Here is a 26,531-nt window from a genome sequence, read left to right as displayed (position 1 = left end):
CTCGGGCCGGTTCCACGGGTACCGCCCGGTCGGTGCGGCGCCCCGCGCCGGCGCGTGTGCTGCGGTCGTGGGCAGCGCCGCCGCCGCTCCCTAGGAGCCGGCGCCGACCAGCATGGACCGTCTGTGGAGGTGTGTCCCTTTCTCGGAGCCGGTCATCAGTCACGTCCTTCTTCGTCGTCCGGGGCGCCGGCTCGCCGGCATCGGGTACCGGCGACGGAGGTGTTCGCGCCGCAGTTCGAGCATGCGAAGGGACATTGATTTTCGTCAACACTGCGGAAAATTAATCCGGAGCGCCGAGCGCCGAGCGCCGAGCGCCGAGCGCCGAGCACCGAGCGCCTGCGCGGCACCGGCCCCGGGCCCACCGCGTGCGCGGAACAGACGGCGTCGCCACCCGGCGGAGCTCCGCGCAACCTCCGCCGGGTGGCCCACCGTCACCCGATCAAGTCGCTGCCGTCCGCGGCACCGGCCGCATCGGCAGCCGGTCCGGGTGCGCCACGGCCGACGCCACCTCCCGCACGGAGTGGCCCGGAAGCGGCTCCAGCCGCCACCGGGCCAGCACGGTGGCCAGCGTGATGACGATCTCCGTCCAGGCGAAGCCGTCCCCGATGCACTTGCGGTTGCCCGAGCCGAACGGGATGTAGCTCTCACGCGGCCGGTCCTGACTGCGCTCCGGCAGCCAGCGGTCCGGATCGAAGCGCTCCGGGGCCTCGTAGAGCCGGGGATCCCGGTGCAGCGCGTAGAGGCTGAACGCGATCTCGGTGCCGACCGGCAGCTCGGTGCCGCCGAGTTCGACCGGGGTGGCCACCCGGCGCATCAGCAGCGGGACCGAGTGCATGCGGGAGACCTCGCGCAGGACACGGTCCGTGTACTCCAACTTGGGCAGGTCCTCGAAGGTGACAGGCCGGTCCCCGACGACCGAGCGGATCTCGGCGAGGAGGCGCTCCTCCACCTCGGGGTGGGCCGCCAGTTCGTGGAAGGTCCAGCACAGGGTCGAGGCCGTGGTCTCGGTGCCGGCGAACATGATGGCGACCAGTTCGTCGCGCACCTCGCGGTCGCTGAGCGCCTCGCCCGTGTCGCTGTCGCGGGCGGCCAGCAGGGTGGACAGCAGGTCGTTGACCTCGGGGCCGTCCTGTTCGCGGGAGGCGGCGACGACGTCGTCGATGACCTTCCGCAACCGGTGGGCCGCCTGGTCGAACTTCCGGTTGGCCGGAATCGGCAGCCGGTCCAGCAGCCGTGGTGTCACGGCGCGCAGCAGCGCCGTCTTCAGCAGGATCGGCACGTCCCTGCGTACGGCCACCGCGGCGGGACGGCTGATGTCGGTGGAGAACATGGTCTCGGCGAGCGTGCCGACCGAGAACTCGGCCAGCTCCTCGTCGACGGCGATGGTCCGGCCCGGGACCCAGGCATCGGCCATGGCCCTGGCCCGATCGGCCATCACGCGTGCGTACTCGGCGATCCGCTCCCGATGGAAGGCCGGCTGCATCAGCCGGCGGTGCGGCCGGTGGATGTGGGAGGGCGCGGTCGGCAGGGAGTCCCCGACCAGGACCCGTGCCCGGACGAAGAACCTGCCCTTCTCCACATGACGCGCCTTGTTGACGAGCAGTTCGTGGGTGAGGTCGGCGCTGTTGACGAAGTAGATGGGGAGAGTGCCGACGTCCACCCGGACCAGGTCCCCGGACGAGCGCAGGGACTGCATGAAGTCGAGCGGTCGACGCAGGAGGGGGACGACATGGCCGATCAGCGGCAGTCGTCCGGGGGCCCGGGGAATCGCGCGCAGCGCTGTACTCACTGGATGCTCCTCTTCATAACCCTGATGACTGCGGTGTCAGGCGCAGGAACGGCGGCGGTGCCCGGCTGCCGCCAAACGCTCGGTGACGGGGCGGTGAGCGACCCCGATCGCCGTGTCGCCGTCTCGGGGCCGTGCACGCTGCGGGAGGACGGGGGCCGGTTCGTCGGGGACCACGTCCCACCACCAGGCGATGGCCGGAATGTCCAGCGGCTCGGCGCTGTCGTCGGTGGGGGTGTCCCGGAACGTGGTGGGCAGCTCTGCCGGGTCGTCGGGCGTGGTGTACCGGCGCGAGGAGATGCCCCAGTCCTGTGCGGCGCGGATGAAGGAGGTGAGGCTTTCCAGGTATCGGCGCAGCTGAGGGCTGCCGTAGGCGGCGAGGTGGTCGCGGGCCCGCAGGAAGAGGCACATCACCCGGTCGCGCTGGGCGACGGCCGTGTCGAGGGCCTCGGCAGGCGAGAGCCCATGGTGGTGTTCCAGGACGCGCAGCACGTTGAGGTAGTACTGCTGCCCCCGGGACTCCTTGTGATGCGAGAAGAGGTCGTTGTCCCACGTGATGATGAAGTAGGCCATCTCGGCGGCAGCACGTACGGCGGTGCTGTCCCGCTCCTGCGGCTGGAGTTCATAGCCGTAGCCCATCTCCAGCAACGGCATGACGACGGACGTGGCCCCGTCGTACAGGCGCATCAGGGTGTAGTCGTTCAGGTCGGGGACGGTGCCCTTGCTGCGGTGCGACGCCTCCCAGGCCACCGAAAGGAAGTACTCCCGCAGGGCGTCCACCCAGCGGGCCACTTGCCCCGGTGTCGCATGCTGGTCCATCCGGCGCCGCAGGTCCCGTAGCCCTGCAGCCAAGGAGTCCTCGGTGAGCATGGCTGCTTCCGGGTTCTGGGCTATGCGCAGAACCCGGAAGCAGCCGGGAGAGTTCGGGGATCAGCTCCTTGGGATCGGTGCCGAGTTCGCCCTCCTCGCAGTGGCCGTCGTCGACGCCGAAGAGCCACAGGATGAAGTCGCCGAGGAGCGAGACGACCTCCTCGTTGCCCTCAGGGAGGATACGGGCGGCGAAGGTGCCGATCTCCTGACCGATCAGTTTCTCGCGGAGTTCACGCGAGCCGATGCCGAAGTTATGTGCCCAGGCCGTGGTTTGTTGGTTGATCAGCTCGTGCCGGGAATGTATCGCGGGGGAAATCGGAGAATAGACGGGCGGGACCAGCACCCCGTGCTCCACTATCGATCACCTCAGTTGTCCTGCGGCTGTGCCGCTTTGGTGCCCGAACACTCAAGAAGGCCTGTCGACGGCGCGCCGTTGTCCGGTCGCGACGCTGCGTTCACGACCAGCACTCATGCCACGGCCCGCCCGGTGGGGCGGGCCGGTGGACGGCAGGGAGTGGTTGAACGCTGTGTGACCCTCCACTGCTCATATGTGTCCACAGCATCAGAAGGCTATTCGCGTCACAGCGTTCCCTGTGGCACCCGTGCGGCATATTCCGCACGGAAGGTGTGGCAATCCCGAACACAACCGGGGTTACCCCTCCATAACCGTATCGAACGGGACGGACCGGGGAGCGGGAGAGCCGGGCAGCCGACCTCTCCGGCAACCCCTTACCGACGGGCCCGCATCCGACGCTTCACGGCCGCCCACCTGGAGCCGTGGGCCGGCTGCGGCGACGGAACGGAAGCGGGAACCGCTCCGGTCGCCCCGGGCGGTGCCTGGGGGTGCGGCTCGGCCTCCGGCAGCGGCAGCGGCTGCCTGGCCGACGAGGCCTGCGCGCCGGTGGCCTGCCGCCCCACGCGGCGGGGCGGGGAGAACGACGTGGGCAGCGCCACCAGTCGACGGGACATCAGCGCCGTGTCCCAGCGCAGCTCCTCCTCCGGGACGGCGAGACGGATGTCCGGCAGCCTGGAGAGCAGTGTGTCGATCCCGGTGTCCGCGATGGCCCGGCCCAGATCCCGGCCCGGGCACTCGTGCGGACCTGCGCTGAAGGCCAGATGGGAGCGGTTGCCGTGCAGGGGAACCGACAGATTGGGCCGTACGGCCGGGTCGACGTTGCCCGCGGCGAGCCCGAGGACCAGCATGTCGCCGGCCTTGATCTGCCGGCCGGCGAGCTGGGTGTCCCCGGTGGCCCAGCGGCCGATGTTCGTCGTCATCGGCGGCTCGTCCCACAGCACCTGTTCCAGCGCGTCGGGCAGGGTCGTGTGCCCACCGGCCAGCGTCGCGCGGAACCTGCGGTCGGTGAGCAGCATCCGCAGCGTGTTGGAGATCAGATTGACCGTGGGCTCGTTGGCCGAGACCAGTGTCACCCGCAGATGTTCCCGCACCTCGTCGTCGGTCAACCGGGCCGGATGTTCGAGCAGTTTGGACGCCACGTCGTGGGCCGGGGCGGCCCGCTTGCGCTCCACCAGCCGCTGCAAGGTCTCGGTGATGAAGTTGTTGCTCTCGACGGCGGTCTCGGTGCCCTGGATCATGTCCTTGGCGGCCTCGACCAGCTTGGGTCCGTACTCCTCCTCCATGCCGAACAGCTGGGTGATGACGCGCAGGGGAAGCTGGTCGGCGAACTGCTTGACCAGATCGGCCTGTCCGGCGTCCTGGAACCCGTCGATGAGCTGGTGCGTGAAGCGGATGACGTAGCGCCGGATGCCGCGCGACTCGAACCGGGACAGGCTGTCGGTGAGGGCCTGACGCAGCCGCTTGTGCTCCATACCGTCCGCGAACACGCACAGCGGTTGCCACGTGGTCAGCGGAGCCAGCGGATGGTCCGGCCCGATCCGGCCCTCCCGCATGGCGTGCCAGTAGCGCGAGTCCCGGGAGAACAGCGAGGGGGTGCGTGCCACCTCCAGGTTCTCCCGGTGGCCGAGCACCAGCCAGACCCGAACATCACCCGGCAGCAGCACCGGGGCCACCGGCCCGTGTTCCGCCCGCAGTTTCTCGTACAGCGCCATCGGGTCCGCGTCGGCCTCGGGGCCGAAGAGACGACGCAGACCGTCGCCCCCGGTACCCCCCGCGTGCGCGGGGCACCCCGGCGGCGGGGAGAGGGCAGCGGCGGCGGGGATCCCGTCGCCGGGCTCCGGATGCGGGGACGGCGCGTCCGGCTCTCCGGGCTGGTACAGCGGATCGGGGGGTTGCGGGGTCACGTCGCCTCCGAAGTCATGGCGAGGGAATACAGGTACCGCATCAGCGCCAGCAGAACGTCCTTGCTGGACTCCCGGCTACGGGCGTCACACACCAGGAGCGGCACGTCGTCGGTCAGGTCCAACGCCTCGCGAAGCTCCTCGTCGGAGTAGGACGGCGCCTCGTCGAACGCGTTGACCGCCACCACGAAAGGCGTCTGCGACTCCTCCAGCCGGCCGAGTACGTCGAAGCTCGCCTCCAACCGGCGGGTGTCGACGAGCACCACCGCGCCCAACGCGCCCTCGAACAGGCCGTTCCACAGGAACCAGAAGCGCTGCTGCCCGGGGGTGCCGAAGACGTAGAGGACCAGTTCGTCGTCGATGCTGATGCGGCCGAAGTCCATGGCCACGGTCGTCATGCTCTTGCGCTCGATGCCTTCGAGGTCGTCGACGCTGACACTGGCCTGCGTCATCGTCTCCTCGGTCGTCAGCGGGCGTATCTCGCTCACCGAGCGGACCAGGGTCGTCTTGCCGACGCCGAAACCGCCCACGATGACGATCTTGACCGCGGAGGTGGCCGACGACGGCAGCGTGTCTTCGCTCCGAGGTCCCGCCACCGTCTCAAAGGTTCTGGAGACCATGGATCACCGCCTTGATGATGTCGATGTCGGGAAGGGACGGGGCGGGTGCCCTGGCTTCCACGCGTTCTTCGGCCAAGAGATCAGCGAGCAGCACGGTGACGATGCTCACCGGCAGTTTCAGATGCGCCGAGATCTCCACGACGGACAGCGGGGACTCGCACACCCGCAGGATGGACTCGTGCTCCGGCTGCATGCCGATCCGAGGTGCGCTGCGGGCGACGATCAAGGTCACCAGATCGAGCCCGGCCTCTTCCAGCCCGCTGCGCCCGCCCGTAAGGATGTACAGCCGCTCCGGGGTGCCCTCGTCCCACTCGTCATCCGGCGTCATCGCGCCAACCGGTCGCCGCGTGGCGGGCTCGTGAGGTGGGCGCCGATACGGGTGACGAGGTCCCGCATGTGCTGCCCCACCAGGCCCATGTCGACCCCTTCGTCGACCAGCACGACCAGGTGGGCCCCCTCGCCCGCCGCCATCAGGTGCAGAAAGCCGCCGTCCACCTCGATGACGACCATCCGCATCCGGCCACTGCTGTGCGGAAACTCCTCGGCAGCCGCCCTGGCCAGGGACTGGAGACCCGCTCCGATCGCCGCCAACCGGTCGGAGGTGTCTATTTCCGCGGGGCACTGGGCCATGCACAAACCGTCCGACGACAGAAGGACGACATGGCGAGTCTGCGGGACGCTCTCCGCCAAGTCCTTGAGCATCCAGTCCATGTCGGGCTGCCGAACCATCGCTTACTCACCTTCATTCGACGACTTGTCGCTGTGTCCCTGGGCGGCAGCCGTTGCCGATCGCTTGCCGGACAGGCCTTCCTGGAAGGCGCCCATCCACATCCCGGGCGCGGGATTCTCCGGCTCCGCGGCGTCCCGCTCGGCCTGCTCCGGGGCGGAAGCGCCGCTCACCGGGCGGGCGCCGGCCCGACCGCGGCGGCTGCGGCGCTGCGGCAATCCGCTGGCCGTGCGCTCGACGACCTCCGGCGTCTCCTCGTCCATCGGCTCCTGCTCCCCGCGGCCGGAGGCCGACGGCACGCGCTTCGTGGCCGCCGGCGCCGAGGGGGCGGATCGACCCGAAGGACGCTGCCCGGATGCGGCACCGATGCCGTGGGCACGCCCGCTCGCGGGCGCTGTCGTGATCAGTTCGTGCGGGACGACGAGGACCGCGCGTACGCCCCCGTAGGCGGAAGGCGCCAGCGAGACCTGGAAGTCGTACTCCTGGGCCAGGCGCCCCACCACCGTCAGACCGAGGCGCGGAGCCTCGCCGAGGTCGTCCAGGTCGATGCCCTCACGGGCGGTCTCCAGCATGTGCTCGGCCCGGGCCCGCGCCTCCTCGCTCAGCCCGAAGCCACCGTCCTCGATCTCCACGGCGATACCCGCGTGCACCTCGCTCGCCGTCAGATGGACCCGGGTCTGCGGCGGTGAGTAGGAGGTGGCGTTGTCCAGCAGTTCCGCGAGCGCGTGGATCAACGGCTCCACGGCGCGGCCGACGACGGCGACCTCGGCGACCGAGTGCAGGGAGACCCGCTGGTAGTCGGCGATGCGCGACATGGCGCCGCGCAGCACGCTGTAGATCGGGACGGCCTGGCTCCACTGCCGACCGGGCCGGGCACCGCCGAGCACCGCGATGGTGTCGGCGAGTCGGCTGATCAGGGCGTTGGAGTGGTCCAGGCGCAGCAGGTCCGCGAAGAACTCCCCGCTTCCGCCGTGCCGCTCCTCCATCTCCCGCAGGTCGGTGGCCTGGCGGTGCACGATGGCCTGGACGCGGCGGGCGATGTTGACGACACCGCGTTGTGCGGAGTCGCGGAGGGACTCCTCGGCCCGCACCGCCTCGACGACGGAGCGCAGCAGCTCATGGTGGGCCGCCTCGAACTCGGCCCCGAGACCGGAGGCCGGTCCGGTGGACGCCAGGGAACTGACAACGTTCTCCGCGAACTCGCCTCTGCGCAGCCGCTCCACCGCCTCCGGCAGCCGCTCCTTGGCCAACTGCACGGTCGCGGCCTCCTGCTGGCGCAGATGGCGCTGAAGTGTCTCCTGGTGCTCCGCGTACTGGGCCCGCAACATCGCCAGCGCCCGGCTCCGACGGAGGAGTTCTCCCGCGGTGAGAGCCACCGCGGCGGTGCCCACGACTCCGCAGCCGATGACCGCCGCGCGTGCCTGATCGGGGACCTGGATCGCCGCGACGGTCGTGGCGACGGCCATGGCGAGTGTCGGCAGCCACCAGATCCACATCGGGGCGGACCGTTGACCTCCGGGCGACGATCCCGTGCGCATCATCAGCGTCCTCAAATCGTTCGACAGACTGAGCAAAGAGGCGATGGGGGGGAGCATCGAGTCCACCTCCGGCCCTCCGCACGGCTCCCCCGACGTTCGGAGAACCGCAACAGGACAAGACGTGGCCGGGGAACTCGGTGAGACTCCGTCATGCCGAGGCTGGTGCAGCATAACCAGAAACGATCAACGCCGAACAAGCGAGGCCCCGTTCGGCCGGTCGAGCCCCCGTCGCGGACCGCGCCACCGGGAGAACGCCGGCCCACAGCGGCGCGGAGCACGGGCGGCCGACCACACGGCGCTCCCCCCGGCAGGACCCGCCGCTACGGCGAGGGTCAGCGCGTCCGTAACTCGGGGACGACGGCGGCACGCGTGCGCCTCATCCGTCGCGGCGTCCGAGGAACACGGAACAGCGCGTGTACCCGCGCCAGTTGAGGCTGTGTGCCGGATGCAAGGGCGTCGTGTCGTTCGAGGCGTCGTCTTGTCCGCCGGGACGCGCATCGGTCCCGGTAGTGATCGAGGATCGGGTACGATCCTCCTCATGTCCTACATGTTCGTCCGTCTCCGGACCGCCTGAGCCGGTTGCCGCCGCGGTCGCCCAGCGACGGGCGCCGGTGAGGAACCCGCAGAAGACCGTCATGTCCCGTAGCACGCCCCTGCGGGTGTCACTCGGCCCTCTTCGTCGACGCGATCTTCCCGTTGAGCGGATCAGGCGGAGCGTCATTCGTCGAAAACGCCCAGCTGGTGCGCGATGGCCGCGGCATGCCCTCGGCCTGAGGCGCCCAGCTTGGCCAGGATGTTGGAGACGTGCACGCTCGCCGTCTTCGGCGAGATGAACAGCTCCTCCGCGAGCTGCCGGTTGCTCCGCCCGGCGGCGACCAGCCGCAGCACCTCCCGCTCCCGGGCGGTCAGCCCCAGAGCCGTCGCCGGCGTCGGGGGCGGGGCCGTCTCCCCGTCGGCCTGCGGCAGCGGGATCCGTGCCCGGCCGGCCAGTGTGGTGATCTCCTTCCGGAGCAGCGCCGCCCCCATCTCTCCCGCCGCCTCCTCAGCCTGCCGCAGCAGCTCTCCGGCCGCTTGGCGGGACCCGGCGCCGCCGTGGGCGATCAGGACCTCCGCCAGTCGCAGCCGGGCGGTGGCCAGCAGCGGCGGGGCCTCCAGCCGCTCGACGGCGGCGACGGCCTCCGTCCAGCAAGCGGTGGCGTCCCGGCCCTCGGCGGTGAGCAGTTCGGCCTCGGTCATCCGGGCCTGCGCGGCCCATACCGGGGCGAACTCGGGCTGGCCCCGCATCGCCTTGCGGATCCGGTCCACCGCCGCCGCGCGCCCCGGCTCGGCCACCGCGCGCCCGCGGGCCCGCGCCTCCGCCGCTGCTGCCTCGTACAGCAGTGGCCAGCCGTAGCGCTGGTGGCTGGGGGCGATGGCCTCGCCGACCGCCGCATCGAGCAGGGAGCGGACGTCGAGGATCCGGCCGTCGGCGGCCGCGAGCACGATGGCGATCCGGGCCGTGGCCAGGGTGTGCTGCGGCTCCGGGTAGGGGCCGGTGGTCCAGCTGTCGGACTCCTCCAACCGTCGTCGGGCCTCGTCGTACGCGCCCTGGGCCACGGCCAGTTCGGCCCGCTGCCCGGCGATCTGCCCCCGGACGCGGACGCTCACCCCGCGGCGGCCGAGGGCCCGCCGGAGCACCTCGTCGGCGTCGGCCCAGCGGCCGAGCTGGGTGAGGGACTCGGCGAGGTTGCAGTCGATGAACGAAGCGGTGTCCGGCAGCCCGTGCCGGTCGGCCAGTCCGCTGCCTTCCTCGGCGACCTCGACCGCCTCGGCGTAGCGGCCGATGCCGTGCAGTGCCGTGGACAGGTTGCCGTAGCCGCGCAGCAGGACGTTGGCGTTGCCCGGCTCCAGTTCCCGGGCGCACACCTCGCGGGCCTGCGCGAGGCCGGCCTCGACATCGCCGGAGTCGATGATCAGCCAGGCCAGGGTGTGCTGCGCGGCAAGGCCGGTGGTCTCGGCTCCCGTCAACCGGCACAGCTCCACCGCCTGCTTCGCGGTCTCGATCGCCGTCGGCCCTGGCTGGTGCACGGCGTACCAGTGCGCCGCGTGCGTGAGCACATCGGCGTGTACGACGGACGGCGGCAGGCCCTTCACCAACTCCTGGGCGTGGGCGATCTCGTCCCAGCCGTCGGATCGGGACAGGTCGCGCATCAACTGGTAGCGCTCGGTCCAGAACCAGGCCGCCCTGATGGGGTCTCCGTCGCCCGGTGGGGTACCCCCTGCTCGACCGGAGCCGAGAGCTCGGGAGGTGGGGGAGGGGGCGCCCTCCAATGCGCGCAGCGCCCGGTTGCAGAGGGCGAGCGCCCGCTCCCGCTCTCCGGTGAGGCGCGCGGCGACGGTGAGTGCGGCGAGCAGGTCCACGAAGTCTCCCGGCATGTCCGGGTAGATGGCCGGACACAGGCCGTCGTCGACGCCCTGCCGCATCGCCCGGCGGCGCAGCGCCTCGGAGGTGTCGTCCCACAGCTCCAGCGCCCGTTCCAGCAGATGGTGCTGCTCGGCGAAGGCGTGCCGGCCGCGCGCGGCGGCCGCCGCGGCGATCAGGGCGGGCAGCGCCTTGGCGGGGTCGCGGGCGTCGAACCAGTAGCCGGCCAGCCGCCCGGCCCGTTCCTCGGACCGTACGAGCGTGGGATCGGCCTCCAGCGCCTCGGCGTAGCGGCGGCTGAGCCGGGAGCGCTCGCCGGGCAACAGATCGCCGACCACTGCCTCGCGCATCAGGGCGTGCCGGAAACGGAAGGACTCGCCCTCGTCGGAGGGCTGCAGGACGGCGGCGCCGACAGCGGTGCGCAGCGCCTCGATCAGCTCGTCCTCGGCGAGACCCGTGACGGCGGCCAGCAGCCGGAACTCCACCTCGGAGCCGCCCTCGGCGGCGATCCGCACCACGCGCTGCACCTGGTCCGGCAGTGCCTCGACCCGGACCAGCAGAAGATCGCGGAGGGAGTCGCGGATGGCGCCCGGGGAGCCTGCGAGGATGCTGCGGGCCAGCTCCTCGACGAAGAACGCATTGCCCTCGGAGCGGTCGAAGACCCGGTCCAGTATCTGTTCGGGCGGGGTCCCGCCGTGGATGGCGGCGAGCTGGTGGCGGACCTCGTCCCGGTCGAAGCGGGGCAGTTCGAGGCGGGTGACGGTGCGCAGCCGCTCGTACTCGGCGAGGGCGGGGCGGAGGGGGTGGCGGCGGTGCAGGTCGTCGGCGCGGTAGGTGGCGACGATGAGCAGGCGGCTGTCGGTGAGGGCGCGCAGCAGATAGCTGAGCAGCTCGCGGGTGGAACGGTCGGCCCAGTGCAGGTCCTCCAGGGCCAGGACGAGGGTCCGGTCCGCCGCGAGGCGTTCGAGCAGGCGGACGGTGAGCTCGAAGAGCCGGGCGCGGCCGTCGGATTCGGAGCGGCCCTGGTCCATCTCGCCGAGTTCGGGCAGCAGTCGGGCGAGCTCGCCCTCCTGGCCGGCGACGGCGGCGAGGAGCTCCGCGCCGAGCTGGCGGCGCAGGGAGCGCAGGGCGGCCGAGACGGGGTGGTACGGCAGGGCGTCGGCGCCGGTTTCGACGCAGCCGCCGAGAGCGACCACGGCCCCGCCCGCGGCGGCCCGGCCGAGGAACTCCTGAATCAGCCGGGTCTTGCCGACGCCGGCCTCACCGCCCACGAACAGGGCTCGGGGCTCCCCGGCCTCCGCCCGGGACAGGGCCTCACCGAGGGCGGTCAGTTCGGCGCTGCGGCCTACGAAAACGGGGCTTGTGTGACTGCTGTGCACGGTGCCGAGCATCCCATGTCGTAGGGCCCGGCCATGCGACGCCCTCGCCCCGTCACGCGGCACGGAAGAAGAGCTTGCGGCTGCCGGTACCGTAGGTGCTGTCGGCGCCGGTACGGGCCGCCTTGTTGGCCTGCTGGGCCTCGCGGACCAGGCGGCGCTGCGCCGCCCGGGTGAGGAGGTCGGCCTGGCGGGCGGCCTGGAACTCGTGGTGCATCATGCCGGTCTCCTTGGACGAGCTGGTCTTCTGCTGTGCTTCCAGCGTCGTGTCCGAGGTGGGGGCGCCACATGGGGAAGTCTGCGCATCTTGTGGCACGGGGGTGCCTTAGGCCTGGGGTGCGGAGGCCTTAATTGCCGACCGGGCCGATCGGACCGGTCACACGGCCAGGCGCCGGACCGGACTGCAAGACGGGTCGTCCCACCGTGCTCCTTCAGTTACTCAGGGTGCCGGGGCGGCGCCGGTGAGCGTGAAGGGGCGTTCACCGTGTGCTTCCGTCTCCCCGAAGGGGGGCCACCCTTTGCATGAGCATGCGTGATTATGCATAATCTTCCTATGTCTAAGGTCCTCACCTCCCTTCCCGCCGGCGAGCGCGTCGGCATCGCCTTCTCGGGCGGCCTCGACACCTCCGTCGCGGTCGCGTGGATGCGCGACAAGGGCGCCGTTCCGTGCACCTACACCGCCGACATCGGCCAGTACGACGAGCCCGACATCGCCTCGGTGCCCGGCCGTGCGAAGACCTACGGCGCCGAGATCTCGCGCCTGGTCGACTGCCGTGCGGCGCTGGTCGAGGAGGGCCTGGCCGCACTCACCTGCGGGGCGTTCCACATCCGCTCCGGCGGGCGCGCCTACTTCAACACCACACCCCTCGGCCGCGCCGTCACCGGCACCCTGCTGGTCCGGGCGATGCTCGAGGACGACGTGCAGATCTGGGGCGACGGCTCCACCTTCAAGGGCAACGACATCGAGCGGTTCTACCGCTACGGACTGCTCGCCAACCCGAACCTGCGGATCTACAAGCCCTGGCTGGACGCGAACTTCGTGACCGAACTGGGCGGCCGCAAGGAGATGTCGGAGTGGCTGCTCGCCCACGACCTGCCCTACCGCGACAGCACGGAGAAGGCGTACTCCACCGACGCCAACATCTGGGGCGCCACCCACGAGGCCAAGACCCTGGAGCACCTGGACACCGGGGTGGAGACCGTGGAGCCGATCATGGGCGTGCGGTTCTGGGACCCCGAGGTGGAGATCGCCACCGAGGATGTGACGATCGGCTTCGACCAGGGCCGTCCGGTGACGATCAACGGCAAGGAGTTCGCCTCCGCTGTCGACCTGGTGATGGAGGCGAACGCCGTCGGCGGGCGGCACGGCATGGGAATGTCGGACCAGATCGAGAACCGGATCATCGAGGCCAAGAGCCGCGGGATCTACGAGGCGCCGGGCATGGCCCTGCTCCACGCGGCGTATGAGCGGCTGGTCAACGCCATCCACAACGAGGACACCCTCGCCCAGTACCACAACGAGGGCCGGCGCCTGGGTCGGCTGATGTACGAGGGCCGCTGGCTGGACCCGCAGGCGCTGATGGTGCGCGAGTCGCTGCAGCGCTGGGTCGGCGCGGCCGTCACCGGCGAGGTGACGCTGCGACTGCGGCGCGGTGAGGACTACTCGATCCTCGACACCACGGGCCCGGCGTTCAGCTACCACCCGGACAAGCTGTCGATGGAGCGTACCGAGGACTCGGCGTTCGGTCCGGTGGACCGGATCGGCCAGCTCACCATGCGCAACCTCGACATCGCCGACTCCCGCGCCAAGCTGGAGCAGTACGCCGGGCTCGGCCTGATCGGCACCTCCACCCCCGCCATCGGCGCCGCCCAGGCGGCCGCGACCGGGCTGATCGGCACCCTGCCCGAGGGCGGTGCCGAGGCCATCGCCTCGCGCGGCGAGGTCTTCGGCGACGACGAGCTGCTGGATCGAGCCGCGATGGAGTCCGGCACGGACTGACCAGCCCCGTCGGCCGGGCCTGTGCTAAGGGCGCCGGCCGACGCCCGTGGCCAGTTCGCGGGCCCGGCCGCCGGGCAGGCGCGAGGCCAAGGGGGCGGTGTCCGCGCCGGCTACCTGATACAGCCCGCGCACGAATTCGTCGACGGCCTCGGTCGCACTGCGGCCGGGGCTCCACTCCAGTTCGGTGCGCGCCCGGGTGGTGTCCAGCAGTGGCAGCCGCAGCACCGCGTCGAACAAGTCGGGGGAGGCCGGTACGAGGCGCAGATGCCAGGCCGCGGCCAAGGCACTGCGCAGCGGTCGCAGGGGGAGCCGCATCGTGCGTGCCCCGAGGAGCCCGGCGAGCTGGGCGGAGTCGATGACCGGGGCGGCGGCCAGGTTGAAGGCGCCCCGCACAGGGCGCAGGACGGCGCGGCGGTAGGCGTCGGCTGCGTCGTCGGTGTGCAGGGCCTGGAACCGCAGGCCCGGGATGTCGGGGAAGGCCGGGAGCAGCGCGGGCCGCGTCAGTCGCTGGGGCACCAGCGGGCCGGCGAAGAGCCGCCGCTGCTCGGAGGCCGATTCCCGTTTGAAGAGGAATCCGGGGCGCATCCGCACCACCCGGATGTCGGGGTTGCGCTCCTCGAAGGCGTCGAGGACCCGCTCCAGATAGGCCTTCTCCCGGCAGTAGGCGGCCCGGGGCCAGCCGTGGGTGGGCCACGACTCGTCCACGTACTCCTCCTTCGGGCCGGGGGAGTACGCGCCCACGGAGGAGGCGTGGACGAGGGCGGGGACGCCGCTGCGCGCGACGGCGTCGAAGACCCGCACACTGCCGTCGACGTTGGTCCGCCAGGTGGTGACCGGATCGTGCGTGGGCTGGAAGAGCCAGGCCAGGTGGACCACCGCGTCCGCGCCCTGGAAATGGGGCGCCAGATCGGTCCGGGGGTCCCCGATGTCCACGCAGGACCATTCCGTCTTGGGCACCGACAGCCTGCACGACCGCCGGGCCAGCCCGAGGACGGATCCGACGCGCTCGTCCTCGCTGAGCGCCCGGACGACGCTCGTGCCCACGTTGCCGGTGGCGCCGACGACGACCACCCGCAGCCCCGAGCGGTGACCGTCCGTGCCCTCGCGTCCCGCCATGACAGCTCCTTCCGGACCCTGCCCGCCCTGCTGGAGCGCAGCACGGCGCCCACCTCTCCACGACCCTCGGTTGCCGGGCACGCCCGGCTCAAACGCCCCGGTGCGCACCGTTCACTTCCGGGGCACCTCCTGTCCCGGCGGCAGCCGCTCCCTCAGCGCCGGATCGCCCTCCGCCGCTGGAGCGGAGGCGTCACGTCAGGAGCGTCAGGCTGAGCAGGCAGAGTGCGAAGGTCAGCGCGGTGATCAGCACGCTGACGGTCAGGCACATACGGCGCCGCAGCGCCTCGTGGGCGGTCGCGACCTCCGCCGCGCGCTGCTCAAGTGCTGTCTCGATCAGTTTCTGCGTCTGCCGGGCCAGGGCCTTTCGATCGCGCACATAGAGACGGATGACCTGTTTGCGTTGTGCCGACGTCAACCAGGGGAGTTCCGCCGCGAAACAGGCGGCGCCGTGCTGAGCGTTGTGTGTTTCGGTCTGCCGCAGCAGATAGCTTTCCAGTTCCGCGACCCCGCGTGCGGCCTCGTCCCGCTCGCCCGCACGCGGTGCCGGGTGCGCCTCGGACGAGGGTGGTCCGCCGCCGTGCTCACTGGTCATCCCGCCTCCCCAGGGGCGGAGCCACACCCTTTCCCGTCTCCACGACGTCACGGCGATCGATGTTCTCCACCTGGTCGATCTCGGAGATATGGGGGTGGTGGAGATCGAAGGCCGGGGATTCGGAGCGGACCCGGGGCATGGTGACGAAGTTGTGCCGGGGCGGTGGGCAGGAGGTGGCCCACTCCAAGGACCGACCGTAGCCCCAGGGGTCGTCGACGGTGACCTTCTCGCCGTATTTGGCGGTCTTCCAGATGTTGTAGAGGAACGGAAGGGTGGACAGCCCCAGGAGAAGGGCGCCGATGCTGGAGACGGTGTTGAGAGCGGTGAAGCCGTCGGCGGACAGATAGTCGGCGTATCTGCGCGGCATGCCTTCGGCGCCGAGCCAGTGCTGAACCAGGAAGGTCGTATGGAAGCCGGTGAAAAGGGTCCAGAAGTGGATCTTTCCGAGGCGTTCGTCGAGCATACGGCCGGTGAATTTGGGCCACCAGAAGTGGAACCCGCCGAACATGGCGAACACCACCGTTCCGAAGAGGACGTAGTGGAAGTGGGCCACGACGAAGTAGCTGTCGGTCACATGAAAGTCGAGCGGCGGGGAGGCCAGCAGCACCCCGGTCAGCCCGCCGAACAAGAAGGTGACCAGAAAGCCCAGGGACCACAGCATCGGGGTCTCGAAGGAGAGTGAACTCTTCCACATGGTGCCGATCCAGTTGAAGAACTTCACCCCGGTGGGCACCGCGATCAGGAAGGACATGAAGGAGAAGAAGGGCAGGAGGACCGCCCCGGTGGGAAACATGTGGTGCGCCCAGACGGTGACCGACAGGCCGGCGATGGCGATGGTGGCCCCGATGAGACCGACATAGCCGAAGATCGGTTTACGGGCGAAGACCGGAATGATCTCGGTGATCACGCCGAAGAACGGCAGAGCGACGATGTAGACCTCCGGGTGACCGAAGAACCAGAACAGGTGCTGCCACAGCAGCGGTCCTCCGTTTGCGGCGTCGTAGATATGGGCGCCGAACTTCCGGTCGGCCTCCAGGGCGAAGAGGGAGGCGGCGAGCACGGGGAAGGCCATGATGACCAGCACGCTGGTCAGCAGCACGTTCCAGGTGAAGATCGGCATGCGGAACATCGTCATACCCGGGGCCCGCATGCACACGATGGTGGTCATGAAGTTGACGGCACCCAGGATCGTGCCGAATCCGGACAGGGCCAGCCCCATCACCCACAGATCGCTCCCCAGATAGGGCGAGCGCACCTCGGTCGACAGCGGCGTGTACGCGAACCAGCCGAAGTCCGCCGCGCCCTGCGGGGTGAGGAATCCCGCCACGGCGATGAGCGAGCCGAACAGGAAGAGCCAGTAGGAAAGCATGTTGAGCCGGGGGAAGGCCACATCCGGGGAGCCGATCTGCAACGGCATGATCGCGTTGGCGAAACCGGCGAACAGCGGGGTGGCGAACATCAGCATCATGATCGTGCCGTGCATGGTGAATGCCTGGTTGTACTGCTCGTTCGACAGCAACTGCAGACCGGGACGTGCCAGTTCGATCCGCATGCCGAGGGCGAGAAGGCCGCCCAGCAGAAAGAAGACGAAGGCCGTGCACATGTACAGCGAGCCGATCTTCTTGTGATCGGTGGTGGTCATCCAGGCCACGACGATCGATCCGCGTTTGTGTCCGGCCCGCCCCGTGTTCCCGGACGACTCCTCGTCCACGGGTCGGTCAGTCGTTACCGCCACCTTGTGCCCTTTCTCCTGTCCGGCTGTCGTACAGCTGTCACCTGGTGCCCTGCGATCCGCCACGTCGATGTCGGGGAAGCGCAACGGGCACCACACTCAACGGCGCACAAAGGCCAGTAGACACGAAGAAAACGGACTTAACTGGATCATTCCTCTCATGGCGGATGAGTGGTTCGACGTGCCGGGAGGCCGGTGCGGAACCACAAGTAGCCGCTGCTGAGCCGTTCGAGTGCACACTTTCGGTGTGGGCTGCGGCCTTGCGGCTGCTGTGTTTGTGATACTGGCCGAAGAGGTCTGGGTCCGCAGACTCGGGGAGCGACCGCGGACCCGGCCCCTCGGCTCCCCCTACCGATCCACCGGCGTGCCGACTTGCCGATCCGCCAGGATGGGAGGTCAACAGGTGCGCGATCACCGGCCGAGTCTCAGACAGCGGATGGAGACGTCCGCGGGTGGGCGGGTCTGGCGGCACGGCAGCGAGTTCGAGTTGCTCCGCAGATCCATGAGCTTCGCCGTACTGGCCTTCGTCGCCATGGTGCCGTTGCTCGTCGTCGTCGCCGCGATCGACCCGCTCGACCGCGCCGGCTTCGAGCGGTGGATCATCAACGGTATGGGGCTGGAGGACTCCGCGGCGGCGGAGAGCGTCCGCGACCTCTTCTCCTCGCCGCAGCAGGTGATCGACACGACCAGTGTGTTGAGCGCCGTGCTGCTGGGCTTCTTCGGTGTGACCTTCGCGGCAAGCGTGCAGACGGGGTACGAGAAAATCTGGGATCTCCCACCCAGCCGCACCCGGCACAAGGTCTGGCGCCAGGTCGTGTGGCTCGCTGTTCTCACGCTGTACCTCTTCGCCGAGGTGGAGAGCGAGGAGATGCTGCGGTCAGGAGCGCCGCAGACCGCGGCCTACGTGGTACTGACGCTGGTGTTCGGGTTGCTCTTCTTCTGGTGGGCCCAGCACTTCCTGCTCACCGGCCGCATGTCCTGGTCCGCGCTGCTCCCGGGAGCGGTGGCCACCGTGGTGGGGCTGGCGGGCCTGCGAGGTTTCTCCTACTTCGTCTTCTCGCCGCTGCTGGTCAGCAGCACCCGTTCCTACGGTCCCGCGGGGACTCTCCTGATCGTCCAGTCGTGGTTCATCGGCGTGGGCTTCGTCGTCTACGGCGGATCGCTGTTCGGCCACCATGTGCACCGATGGACGACGCCTGCCGCACGATGAGCCGTCCTGGACGGTTTCTCCGCTCTCAGCCCGTCGCCCGCTCCGGCCAGTCGTCCGGGAGGCGGAACGTCGCCGCCAGGGTGCTCATCTGGCTGGTGAGCAGTGTCCGTGCCCGGTGGCCCATCCCGGCGGCTGGGCCGCGGCCCAGCCGAGGTAGGCGTCCGCGAGGAGTCACAGGCTCGTCCGGGGGCTGGTGCGCGCAGCGGTCATGGGCTTCCCCCGGTCCACCCACCGGCTACGGCGCAGCAGTATCCTGCCGCCGCCGCAACGCCGCGACGAAGCCACACACATCCCGGCCCGGCGAGGTGGCCCTCTCATGCGGACCGGGGCGCCGGGCCGGTCTCCAGCCCGGCGAGGTGGGAGGTGCCCGCATACAGCGGCCGGCCGGCGCGGTCGATCTCCAACCGGATCTCACCCGCCAAGTGCTGCTCGGAGAAGTCCAGGTGGTGCGGGGTCAGCGTGGGAATGGGCAGTCGCAGCAGTGGACTTCCCGCGCCCTCGCCGGTGAGGCGTACCCGGTAGCGCGGGCCGGCGGCCGTGAGGCACCAGCGGTCGGCCCGGGCGCCGCCGCGGACGATCGCCGCGGGGGGAAACAGCTCGATGCGCCGGTCGCCCAGGCCCAGGACCAGGCCCCCGACGGGCACCGTGGCGCGGCCCCTCCCCAGCAGTCCGCCGGCGAAGGCGACCCGGACGTCGGGGCGATCGAAGCCGTGGGCCTGGCCCCACCACCAGGCGGGAGGAAAGCCGCGCCCCCACGACTTCTCCGCGTACACCTGGCACCCCGTCAGGTCCCAGTGCTCGTCCCCGAGCCGCGCCGCGCCCTCGACCCGGGCGTCGAAGAGATAGGGGTGCCAGTAGTGGTTGAGTCCCGGTACCAACGAGAAGACACTCGCGGCGGGCAGGAAGGTACGACGCCGTGCGGGCGGAAGGAGGCTCACCTCAAGGTCCACGTCCGCGAGGGAGACCCGCAGCCGGTCCTGGGCGAAGGTCAGTGCGGAAGCGGCGTGTACGGCGAAGAGGTCGCTGTCCGCCCGCGCGCCGTCCAGCGTCGTCGACCGTACGAGCGAGAGGGGACTCGCGGCCACCACCACGGTCCCCCAGGGGCGGCCGGGCCGATGGTTGACGCCGCAGGCCGCCAGCAGCACCCGGCTCCGAGCGGTATCGGTGAACCGCCACAAGTAGCCCTCCATCGGCGACCGGTGCGAGGGCAGTGGATCGCCCCAGGGCAGGTCGGCGCCGGTCCTCCGCCACCAGTGACGGAGCATCCCTAGGAGCTCCGCCGTGTCAGATAGGTGGCCATGGCGGCGAACCGGCGGCGCGTGTGTTCGGACATCGGCACCGTCGCCAGCATCCGAAGGGCCAGCGCCGTCTGGTGTTCCGCCTCCCGCCGGGTGGCCTCCTCTCCGCCGGCCTCGCCGACCAGCCCCAGGATCTCGGGCACCACCTGAGGGGTGAGCGGGCTGTCCCTACGGCCGAGGAGTTCCCGCAATCGCGCAGCCGCGGGTGTCTCGGCGGAGAGCGCGAGGAGCACCGGAATGGTCTTCCGCGCCAGCAGCAGGTCGTTGCCCACGGGCTTGCCCGTACACCGCCGATCGCCCCACAGGCCGAGGATGTCGTCGGCGCACTGGAAAGCCACGCCCAGATGGCGGCCGAACGCGGCGAACCGTGCCACCTGCCGCGGCCTGCCGCCCGCGAGCAGGGCACCCAGCGCCGTCGCACAGGCCAGCAGCGCTCCCGTCTTGCCCTTGGCGGCAGCCCGGTACTCGGCCACCGAGACCGCCGACGGGCCGGCCCAGGGCCGCTGGACGAAGCTGAGGTCCCGCACCTGCCCGTACATGGTCGCGATGAGGGCGTGATTGAGCAGCGCGGCTGCCGTGCCCGAGCGCTCGTCGAGCGGCCTCAGCAGGGCGTCCATGGCCAGTACGTGGAGGCCGTCCCCCGCCAGCAGCGCCGGGCCGACGCCGAACCGCTTCCACAGCGCGGGCCTGCCGCGGCGGGTGGCGTCCCCGTCGGTGATGTCGTCGTGCACCAGCGTGAAGTTGTGCACCAGTTCGACAGCGACCGCTCCGGGGATCGCGCGCTCGCTCGGCGCGCCCAGTGCCTCGGCGGCGAGATACACCAGGGCGGGCCGCACCGCCTTCCCACTGTCCGGCTCCGGCGTCGACGCGGTGTCCGGGGCCCCGCCTGCACGCTCCTGCCCCGGGGCACCCAGGAGGTCGTCTTCCGGCCGGTGAGGGACGTCGTCTTCCGCACCGCTCGGCGACCGGTGCCATCCGAAGTGGTAGGCGCCGACCGGAGCCAGCGGACCGGGCAGGCGGCTGACGGCCTTGAGAAGTGCCGGCTGCGTCTGTCGGCGGGCGTGCTCGCACAGCTGCTGGGCGACCCGGATGTCGGCGGGAGTCGTCCCTGCCACGGAGGTCATGCCCGTTCCGCCTGCCCTTCGACCGGCGCCGGCTCTGCCGGCCGCGTCCGCGTCCCGTCCGCCGCCGTCGTCGTCGGACGCCGGGAGACCAGTGCGGTACGCGTCAGCCACCCCGCGAACACGACCGTGGTGCCCACGGCGATGACGATCCACGGGGTCGGCGCCGGTGTGCCCCGAAGCGCGAGATCGACCAGTAGCGCGATCATGGTTCCGCATGTGGTCAGCGGCAACTGCATGGACGCCCAGAAGGTGACGCCGTCGGCCTTGCGCGGCTCCGCCATCGCCCCGTTGAGCAGCCCCCGGAGCACATGGAGTCCGGCCGGAGCACAGGCCAGCTGGGCGACCGCCACCAGGAACGGCAGCTCTCCCGCCGCGGCCAGCGCCAGCACCCCGGCGTACAGCACGCCCTGGCCGGAGGCGTACAGGCGGGCCACTCTGATGGGGCCGAGAGCTGCGGCGAGAGTGTTCTTGCCGACGAGCCGGTCGCCCTCCATGTCGGCGAAGTTCATGATCAGACAGCGGAGCACCTGCAGCAGACAGACGACGGCGGTGCACCACAGCAGCAGTGCCGAGAGCCCGCCCGGCTGCAGCAGCGCGGCCAGCAGCGGCCCCATGCCGTACAGCACGGTCGCACACGTCACCTCCCCGAGCGCGCGGTAGTTCAGCCGGAGCGGCGGCGCCGTGTAGAACCACGCCAGGGCCATCAGCGCGACGGCGAGCAGCCGGGTGGACAGTGTCGGCATCGCGGCAGTGAGCGCGATGCCGACGAAGAGGGCCACGAAGGCGGAGGCGAGGCTCACCGTGGGGCTGAGCAGTCCGTCCACCAGAGTGCGGCTGCCACCGGTCCACGAGGTGGGGGAGGGGTTGGCCCGGTCGGCCTCCAGGTCGAAGTACTCGTTGCAAAAGTGCGTCATCAGGTGCGTCGACCAGGCGAAGCCCAAGGTGAGCAGATACCAGGGGAGTGAGAAGGCCCCGCCCGTGTGGACGGCGAGGGTGACACCGAACCCTGTGACCATCATGCTCTGGAACAGGAACTTGACGCGCGCCAGCTTCAAAAAGGCGGTCAGCGTCCCGGAGGCCGTGGCCCCGCTGGTCGGCTGAGGCGGACTCACGCTGCCTCTTTGGTGGCGACGATGATCCCGTGCGGGGTCCAGCCGGGTACGGGATGACGCTCGACAGCGGTGAATCCGGCGTCCCGCAGACACCGCTCGTGCACCCGCCAGGGGTAGATCATGCCGCCTTCGGCAGGCAGTGCGGCGAAGTAGACGCTGTCCAGCGCGGCGACGAGTGGGCCGTCCCCCTCGTCGTTCGACATGGAGTTGAAGATCACCACACGGCCGCCCGGTTCGAGGGCGGTGTAGGCCTTGCGCAGCAGCGCCGTGTTCTGCTCCGGTGTCCAGATGACGAGCTGATGGGCGAACAGCACACAGTCCATGCCGGTGGGGAAAGGATCGGCGAACATGTCGCCGGGCTGCACGCCGACCCGGTCCGAGAGCCCGGCCCGGGTGATGCGGGCAGCTGTCATCTCGGCCGAGGCCGGGATCTCCAGCACGGTGATCTGCAGGGCGGGGTTGTGCCGGGCCAGCGCGATGGCGTTGACCGCGTCACCGCCGCCGCAGTCCAGCAGCCGATGGGCGTTCCCCAGGTCCAGCGTGTGCACAAGGTGGCTGTTGGCCAACTCGGACCAGGACTTCATATAGCGGTAGAAGACCGACTCCAGCCGCGGGTTGCCGCTCAGTCGCTGGTAGAGGTCGGGCTCGTCCCCGGGGATGCGGCGCAGTCCCACATTGCTGTTCCGCCGCAGCGATTCGGTGAAGTCGGCCTGCCCCTCGTAGACGACGTGCTGCTCGAAGGCGACCGTGTCCTTGATGTTCTGCCAGGTGCCGCCGGCCCGCAGCGATGCCACCAGGTCGGCGACACGGTAGTGGCCGCCCTCCTTGACCGTCAGCCCGAGCGCGGTGCACCCCAGCAGCAGAACCGCGCAGGCCCGCTCCTCCAGTCCGAGCCGGGTGCGGATCTCCTCTTCCGGCAAGGGCCCCCGCTCCGCCAACAGGTCGAGCACCCCCAGCTCGCAGGCAGCGTTCAAATACTGGAAGGCGGCGTGACCGAACAGGATGAACGACAGGCGGTCCATGGTCAGCGGGGGCACCGACGGGGCGGCGACCTGGCCCACATCGCTCGGCCGCGTGGTCATCGAGGAGGTCACGTGGAATCCTTCTTCTCAGGGCTCAATACTCAGGATCATGGAGACGAACGCACAGCGGGGCCGCATTCCGCGGCCCGGCGAATAGGTGCCGCACATAGCCGGAGATAAGCGTCCGATGGGCCTGCGGCGTCAAATATTCACTTGGCTGAGTGACCGGACGGGGCTGACACACGCGTGGTGACCCGCGTGCTGCCCGGCGGCACGTAACGTCTCCCGCAGTGCGGCTTGGTTCCGCGCGGCAGCTCCACGCTGTCCGGCACCGCCGTGCCACGTGACGCAGTGCAAAGGACCTCGGTCATGGAACTTCAGGAAACCGTTCCCGCAGGAGAGGTTTCGCAGCCTCGGAAGGAAACCGCCGGGAAACGTCCCTGCGATCTACTGGGTATCGACCACATTCGGCTCTGCGTCGGTAACGCACGGCAGGCCGTGCACTTCTACGTCAACACCTTCGGCATGGAGGTGACCGCCTACCGGGGGAACGAGACCTCCCGCACCGGGCTCTCGGAGTATCTGCTCACCTCGGGGCGGGTGCGTTTCCTCATCACCGGCGGTGCCTCCCCGGACAGCGGCGCCGCACGGTGGGCCGCCACCCACGGGGACGGGGTCAGCGACGTCGCGCTCCAGGTGAGCAACCTGGACGAGGGTCTGGCATACGCGGCCGAGGCCGGCGCCACCGTGCTCCAGGAGCCCACGGTGCACACCGACGAGTCCGGCCAGGTCCGGACGGCCGCCATCGCCACGTACGGCGAACTGCGGCACACCCTGGTGGAGCGCGACTCCTACGACGGGCTCTTTCTGCCGGGTTTCGGCCCGCCACCCGTCGTCCCCAAGCCCTCGTCTCCGCTGCTCTTCCACCAGGTGGACCACACAGTCGGCTGCGTGGAACACGGTCTCATGGACAAGTGGGTGAATTTCTACCGGCGCGTTCTGGGCTTCACCACGATGGCCGAATTCGTCGGCGAGGACATCGCCACCGAATACTCGGCGCTGATGAGCAAGGTCGTCGCCGACGGCACAGGCAAGGTCAAACTGCCGCTGAACGAGCCCGCCCCCGGAAAGAAGCGCTCGCAGATCGACGAATACCTCCAGTACCACCGCGGTCCCGGAGTCCAGCACATCGCACTGGAGACATACGACATCCTGGCCGCGACGGACGCCCTGCGGGCAGCGGGAGTGGATTTCCTGACGACCCCGGACGCCTACTACGACGATCCCGAACTGCGGGCCCGCCTCGGGGACGTCCGGGTGGATGTCGGCGAACTGCGGGAGCGCGGCGTACTCGTGGACCGCGACGAGGACGGATACCTGTTGCAGATCTTCACCCGCCCCCTCGTCGACCGGCCGACGTTCTTCATCGAACTGATCGAGCGGCACGGTAGCCAGGGCTTCGGCAAGGGCAATTTCAAGGCCCTCTTCGAAGCGGTGGAGCGGGAGCAGGACCGACGAGGAAACCTCTGACCGCGAGCCGCTGCCATGCCACTGCCACGCCGCTGACGAACCGTCGACGAACCGCGGGTCCAGCCGCGGGTCGAACCGCTGTCGGACCAAGGAGCTGCCCATGAGCCGTGCGACCCTCGCGAAGCACCCGGACCAGGTCACACGCATGTTCGACGAAGCGGCCGACCACTACGACCGCACCAACACCCTGCTCTCCGGCGGGCAGGACAGGCTCTGGCGGGCCCGCGCCCGCGCGGCGCTCGCACTCCAGCCGGGCGAGACCTGTCTGGACGTCGCCTGCGGCACCGGCGTCTCCACCGAGGAACTCGCCCGGTCCGGCGCCACCGTCCTCGGCGTCGACCGGTCGCCCGGCATGGTGGCCCGCGGCGCCGCCCGCTCCCTCGACCTGCGGGTCGGCGACGCCTTGCAGCTCCCCTTCGAGGCGGCCGCATTCGACGCGGTGACCATCATGTTCGGCCTGCGCAACGTCGTCGACCCCGGCGCGGCGCTGCGGGAGATGGCGCGGGTGACCCGCCCCGGCGGACGGCTGGTCGTCTGCGAATTCAGCCACCCCACCTGGGAGCCCTTCCGCACCGTGTATCTGCGCTATCTGATGGGGGGCCTGCCCCGTATCGCCAACCGCGTCTCCAGCAACCCGGATGCCTACACCTACCTTTCCGACACCATCCGCGCCTGGCACGACCAGCCCTCACTCGCGGCACTGCTCCAGGAAGCGGGCTGGCAGCGGGTCGGCTGGCGCAACCTGACCGGCGGCATCGTCGCGCTGCACCGCGCCACGGCCCCGGCCCACGGCCCCGGGCCGCACAGTGCCGACCGGCACGAGGGCCCCCGCATGGAGCCCGCCGTATGACGGGGCCGCACCCCACCGCCCAGGTGCTCGTCGTCGGCGCGGGACCGGCCGGGTCCACGGCCGCCTACCACCTGGCCCGCCAGGGGGTCGAGGTGCTGCTGCTGGAGAAGTCCGGCTTCCCCCGGGAGAAGGTCTGCGGGGACGGCCTGACGCCGCGGGCGGTACGGCACCTCGTACGGATGGGCGTCGACACCACCGCTCCCGGGTGGTGCCGCAACCGCGGGCTGCGCTTCGTCTCGCGCGGAGTCACCCTGGAGGTGGACTGGCCGGAGGGGCACAGCTTTCCGGGCTACGGCCTCACCCGCACCCGCCACGACTTCGACCAGCTGCTCGCCGAACGGGCGGCTGCCGCCGGTGTCGTACTGCACACCGGGACGAAGGTGACGGCACCGCTGCGGGACGCGGCGGGCCGGATCACCGGGGTCAGCGCGGCCTGCGGTCCCGACGGGGTGTCACGGGACTTCTCGGCCCCCGTGGTGATCGCCGCCGACGGCGTCGCGTCGCGGCTCGGACTGGCCATGGGCGTCACCCGGCTGGGGAAGCGCCCCGTGGGCACGGCGGTGCGCCGCTACTACCGCAGCCCCGCCAAACACCAGGACCCGTATCTGGAGTCCTGGCTCGACCTGCGCCGAGCCGACGGCCAGATCCTGCCCGGCTACAGCTGGATCTTCCCCCTGGGCGACGGCAGGGTCAACGTGGGCCTCGGAGTCCTCAACGACTCCCGCACCGGCACCACCGACGTCCGTGCGATGCTCGCCCCCTGGCTGGAGCGGACGCCGCGGGAGTGGGGGCTGCACGGCGAGGAGCAGGCGGACGGGCCGCTGCGCGGCGCAGCGTTGCCCATGGGATTCAACCGGCTCCCTCACTACCACCAGGGACTGCTGCTGATCGGCGACGCGGGTGGCATGGTCAACCCGTGCAACGGCGAGGGGATCGCCTACGCCATGGAAGCCGGCGAGCTCGTCGCCGATCTGGTACCCCAGGCGCTGAGTCGGCCCCCGGGGCCCTCCCGGGAGCGGGTGCTGGAGCGGTACCCTCGGGAGATCGCCACCCGGTTGGGCCGCTATTACCGGTTCGGCCGCGTCTTCTCCTCGCTGATGGCGCGCCCGCTGTTCACCTCGCTGGTCACCCGGAACGCGGTCAGATCGCCGGTGGTGATGGGCGCCATGGTGCGGCTCTTGTCGAACCTGTCGGACCGCCCCGGGACCGACGCGGTGGACCACCTGGTCAATACGCTGGTACGGGTCTTCCCCCGGGACAAGGAGCTGAGCGGGCGTCCTTCGTGACCGTCAGGCGTCTGCGCCCGCGCCCGGACCGGCCACTGGCCCGGCTGATCCAGCGGGGTGCACTTGACCAGGCGCCCGCCGATTTG

The 26,531-nt window shown here is 70.5% G+C and carries 20 protein-coding genes and 1 pseudogene; 5 read left to right on the top strand and 16 right to left on the bottom strand.

Annotated elements, in window-relative coordinates; all coding sequences use genetic code 11:
- Positions 1-439: 439 nt before the first annotated feature.
- The 9 genes and pseudogenes from KBY19_RS08695 to KBY19_RS08655 all read right to left on the bottom strand — a co-directional run bounded on the left by KBY19_RS08695 (position 440) and on the right by KBY19_RS08655 (position 11,794).
- The gene (locus KBY19_RS08695; RefSeq protein WP_307842359.1) at positions 440-1,789 is read right to left on the bottom strand and encodes a cytochrome P450; all 1,350 of its coding nucleotides are present in this window, start codon (positions 1,787-1,789) and stop codon (positions 440-442) included.
- Positions 1,790-1,825: 36 nt separating this feature from the next.
- Positions 1,826-3,011: pseudogene (locus tag KBY19_RS08690) on the bottom strand (selina-4(15),7(11)-diene synthase).
- A gap of 374 nt (positions 3,012-3,385) precedes the next feature.
- Positions 3,386-4,762 (bottom strand): cytochrome P450, encoded by a 1,377-nt coding sequence (locus KBY19_RS08685; RefSeq protein ID WP_247690765.1) that lies wholly within the window; start codon positions 4,760-4,762, stop codon positions 3,386-3,388.
- A gap of 149 nt (positions 4,763-4,911) precedes the next feature.
- Positions 4,912-5,532, bottom strand: coding sequence for an ATP/GTP-binding protein (locus KBY19_RS08680; protein WP_099885919.1), 621 nt, complete (start codon positions 5,530-5,532; stop codon positions 4,912-4,914).
- Complete coding sequence (locus KBY19_RS08675) at positions 5,513-5,860, bottom strand: DUF742 domain-containing protein (protein ID WP_099885920.1); 348 nt, start codon at positions 5,858-5,860, stop codon at positions 5,513-5,515. The genes KBY19_RS08680 and KBY19_RS08675 overlap by 20 nt, the downstream gene beginning before the upstream one ends.
- Entirely contained in the window at positions 5,857-6,261 is a 405-nt protein-coding gene (locus tag KBY19_RS08670; protein WP_180289847.1) for a roadblock/LC7 domain-containing protein, read from the bottom strand. Before KBY19_RS08670 ends, KBY19_RS08675 begins: the two co-directional genes overlap by 4 nt.
- Positions 6,262-6,264: 3 nt before the next feature.
- Positions 6,265-7,755 (bottom strand): sensor histidine kinase KdpD, encoded by a 1,491-nt coding sequence (locus tag KBY19_RS08665; RefSeq protein ID WP_247690748.1) that lies wholly within the window; start codon positions 7,753-7,755, stop codon positions 6,265-6,267.
- A gap of 759 nt (positions 7,756-8,514) precedes the next feature.
- Entirely contained in the window at positions 8,515-11,577 is a 3,063-nt protein-coding gene (locus tag KBY19_RS37180) for an AAA family ATPase (RefSeq protein ID WP_307843474.1), read from the bottom strand.
- 52 nt (positions 11,578-11,629) lie between these two features.
- Positions 11,630-11,794 (bottom strand): hypothetical protein, encoded by a 165-nt coding sequence (locus KBY19_RS08655; RefSeq protein ID WP_210955577.1) that lies wholly within the window; start codon positions 11,792-11,794, stop codon positions 11,630-11,632.
- A 333-nt stretch (positions 11,795-12,127) separates the two neighbouring features.
- Between KBY19_RS08655 and argG the strand changes: the two genes are divergently transcribed.
- Positions 12,128-13,573: an argininosuccinate synthase gene (gene argG, locus KBY19_RS08650; protein WP_099885922.1), complete on the top strand. Its 1,446-nt coding sequence runs from the start codon at positions 12,128-12,130 to the stop codon at positions 13,571-13,573.
- 24 nt (positions 13,574-13,597) lie between these two features.
- Here argG and KBY19_RS08645 read toward each other — a convergent pair whose 3' ends face one another.
- The 3 genes from KBY19_RS08645 to ctaD all read right to left on the bottom strand — a co-directional run bounded on the left by KBY19_RS08645 (position 13,598) and on the right by ctaD (position 16,923).
- Positions 13,598-14,689 (bottom strand): NAD-dependent epimerase/dehydratase family protein, encoded by a 1,092-nt coding sequence (locus KBY19_RS08645; protein WP_210965528.1) that lies wholly within the window; start codon positions 14,687-14,689, stop codon positions 13,598-13,600.
- 190 nt (positions 14,690-14,879) lie between these two features.
- Positions 14,880-15,281 carry a hypothetical protein gene (locus KBY19_RS08640; protein WP_210965526.1) on the bottom strand — a complete coding sequence of 134 codons (402 nt, stop codon included), beginning with the start codon at positions 15,279-15,281 and terminating at the stop codon, positions 14,880-14,882.
- Entirely contained in the window at positions 15,271-16,923 is a 1,653-nt protein-coding gene (gene ctaD / locus KBY19_RS08635; RefSeq protein WP_099887008.1) for a cytochrome c oxidase subunit I, read from the bottom strand. Before ctaD ends, KBY19_RS08640 begins: the two co-directional genes overlap by 11 nt.
- Before the next feature lie 526 nt (positions 16,924-17,449).
- On the opposite strand from ctaD, the gene KBY19_RS08630 reads away from it, so the two are divergent.
- Entirely contained in the window at positions 17,450-18,223 is a 774-nt protein-coding gene (locus KBY19_RS08630) for a YhjD/YihY/BrkB family envelope integrity protein (RefSeq protein ID WP_221506101.1), read from the top strand.
- 314 nt (positions 18,224-18,537) lie between these two features.
- Here the strand turns inward: KBY19_RS08630 and KBY19_RS08625 are convergent, their stop codons facing one another.
- From KBY19_RS08625 to KBY19_RS08610, 4 genes are read right to left on the bottom strand one after another with little or no spacing between them, the layout of a single operon-like run.
- Positions 18,538-19,488 (bottom strand): tocopherol cyclase family protein, encoded by a 951-nt coding sequence (locus KBY19_RS08625; RefSeq protein WP_210955578.1) that lies wholly within the window; start codon positions 19,486-19,488, stop codon positions 18,538-18,540.
- Between the two features lie 2 nt (positions 19,489-19,490).
- On the bottom strand, positions 19,491-20,645 hold the full coding sequence (locus tag KBY19_RS08620) for a polyprenyl synthetase family protein (protein WP_099885927.1): 1,155 nt from the start codon (positions 20,643-20,645) through the stop codon (positions 19,491-19,493).
- The gene (locus KBY19_RS08615; RefSeq protein ID WP_307843473.1) at positions 20,642-21,757 is read right to left on the bottom strand and encodes a prenyltransferase; all 1,116 of its coding nucleotides are present in this window, start codon (positions 21,755-21,757) and stop codon (positions 20,642-20,644) included. The genes KBY19_RS08620 and KBY19_RS08615 overlap by 4 nt, the downstream gene beginning before the upstream one ends.
- Entirely contained in the window at positions 21,754-22,779 is a 1,026-nt protein-coding gene (locus KBY19_RS08610; protein ID WP_180289982.1) for a methyltransferase, read from the bottom strand. The genes KBY19_RS08615 and KBY19_RS08610 overlap by 4 nt, the downstream gene beginning before the upstream one ends.
- Positions 22,780-23,148: 369 nt before the next feature.
- Between KBY19_RS08610 and hppD the strand changes: the two genes are divergently transcribed.
- The 3 genes from hppD (at position 23,149) to KBY19_RS08595 (ending at position 26,445) form a co-directional block, all read left to right on the top strand.
- Positions 23,149-24,309 carry a 4-hydroxyphenylpyruvate dioxygenase gene (gene hppD, locus KBY19_RS08605; RefSeq protein WP_099885928.1) on the top strand — a complete coding sequence of 387 codons (1,161 nt, stop codon included), beginning with the start codon at positions 23,149-23,151 and terminating at the stop codon, positions 24,307-24,309.
- A 100-nt stretch (positions 24,310-24,409) separates the two neighbouring features.
- Positions 24,410-25,159: a demethylmenaquinone methyltransferase gene (locus KBY19_RS08600; protein ID WP_099885929.1), complete on the top strand. Its 750-nt coding sequence runs from the start codon at positions 24,410-24,412 to the stop codon at positions 25,157-25,159.
- On the top strand, positions 25,156-26,445 hold the full coding sequence (locus KBY19_RS08595) for a geranylgeranyl reductase family protein (RefSeq protein WP_099885930.1): 1,290 nt from the start codon (positions 25,156-25,158) through the stop codon (positions 26,443-26,445). Before KBY19_RS08600 ends, KBY19_RS08595 begins: the two co-directional genes overlap by 4 nt.
- Positions 26,446-26,531: the final 86 nt, after the last annotated feature.

The sequence above is a fragment of the Streptomyces sp. B15 genome (assembly GCF_018070605.1).
GTDB classification, from domain to species: domain Bacteria; phylum Actinomycetota; class Actinomycetes; order Streptomycetales; family Streptomycetaceae; genus Streptomyces; species Streptomyces smyrnaeus.
Note: the sequence above shows the minus strand (reverse complement) of the source record. Positions and strands in the feature narration are given on the sequence as shown.

Coding starts and splice junctions, on each gene's coding strand:
- KBY19_RS08655 (WP_210955577.1), bottom strand. CDS start 11,794: ATGATGCACCACGAGTTCCAGGCCGCCCGCCAGGCCGACCTCCTCACC.
- hppD (WP_099885928.1), top strand. CDS start 23,149: ATGGAACTTCAGGAAACCGTTCCCGCAGGAGAGGTTTCGCAGCCTCGG.
- argG (WP_099885922.1), top strand. CDS start 12,128: ATGTCTAAGGTCCTCACCTCCCTTCCCGCCGGCGAGCGCGTCGGCATC.
- KBY19_RS08640 (WP_210965526.1), bottom strand. CDS start 15,281: ATGACCAGTGAGCACGGCGGCGGACCACCCTCGTCCGAGGCGCACCCG.
- ctaD (WP_099887008.1), bottom strand. CDS start 16,923: ATGACCACCACCGATCACAAGAAGATCGGCTCGCTGTACATGTGCACG.
- KBY19_RS08675 (WP_099885920.1), bottom strand. CDS start 5,860: ATGACGCCGGATGACGAGTGGGACGAGGGCACCCCGGAGCGGCTGTAC.
- KBY19_RS08595 (WP_099885930.1), top strand. CDS start 25,156: ATGACGGGGCCGCACCCCACCGCCCAGGTGCTCGTCGTCGGCGCGGGA.
- KBY19_RS08645 (WP_210965528.1), bottom strand. CDS start 14,689: ATGGCGGGACGCGAGGGCACGGACGGTCACCGCTCGGGGCTGCGGGTG.
- KBY19_RS08625 (WP_210955578.1), bottom strand. CDS start 19,488: ATGCTCCGTCACTGGTGGCGGAGGACCGGCGCCGACCTGCCCTGGGGC.
- KBY19_RS08680 (WP_099885919.1), bottom strand. CDS start 5,532: ATGGTCTCCAGAACCTTTGAGACGGTGGCGGGACCTCGGAGCGAAGAC.
- KBY19_RS08620 (WP_099885927.1), bottom strand. CDS start 20,645: ATGACCTCCGTGGCAGGGACGACTCCCGCCGACATCCGGGTCGCCCAG.
- KBY19_RS08610 (WP_180289982.1), bottom strand. CDS start 22,779: ATGGACCGCCTGTCGTTCATCCTGTTCGGTCACGCCGCCTTCCAGTAT.
- KBY19_RS08670 (WP_180289847.1), bottom strand. CDS start 6,261: ATGGTTCGGCAGCCCGACATGGACTGGATGCTCAAGGACTTGGCGGAG.
- KBY19_RS08665 (WP_247690748.1), bottom strand. CDS start 7,755: ATGTGGATCTGGTGGCTGCCGACACTCGCCATGGCCGTCGCCACGACC.
- KBY19_RS08630 (WP_221506101.1), top strand. CDS start 17,450: ATGGAGACGTCCGCGGGTGGGCGGGTCTGGCGGCACGGCAGCGAGTTC.
- KBY19_RS08600 (WP_099885929.1), top strand. CDS start 24,410: ATGAGCCGTGCGACCCTCGCGAAGCACCCGGACCAGGTCACACGCATG.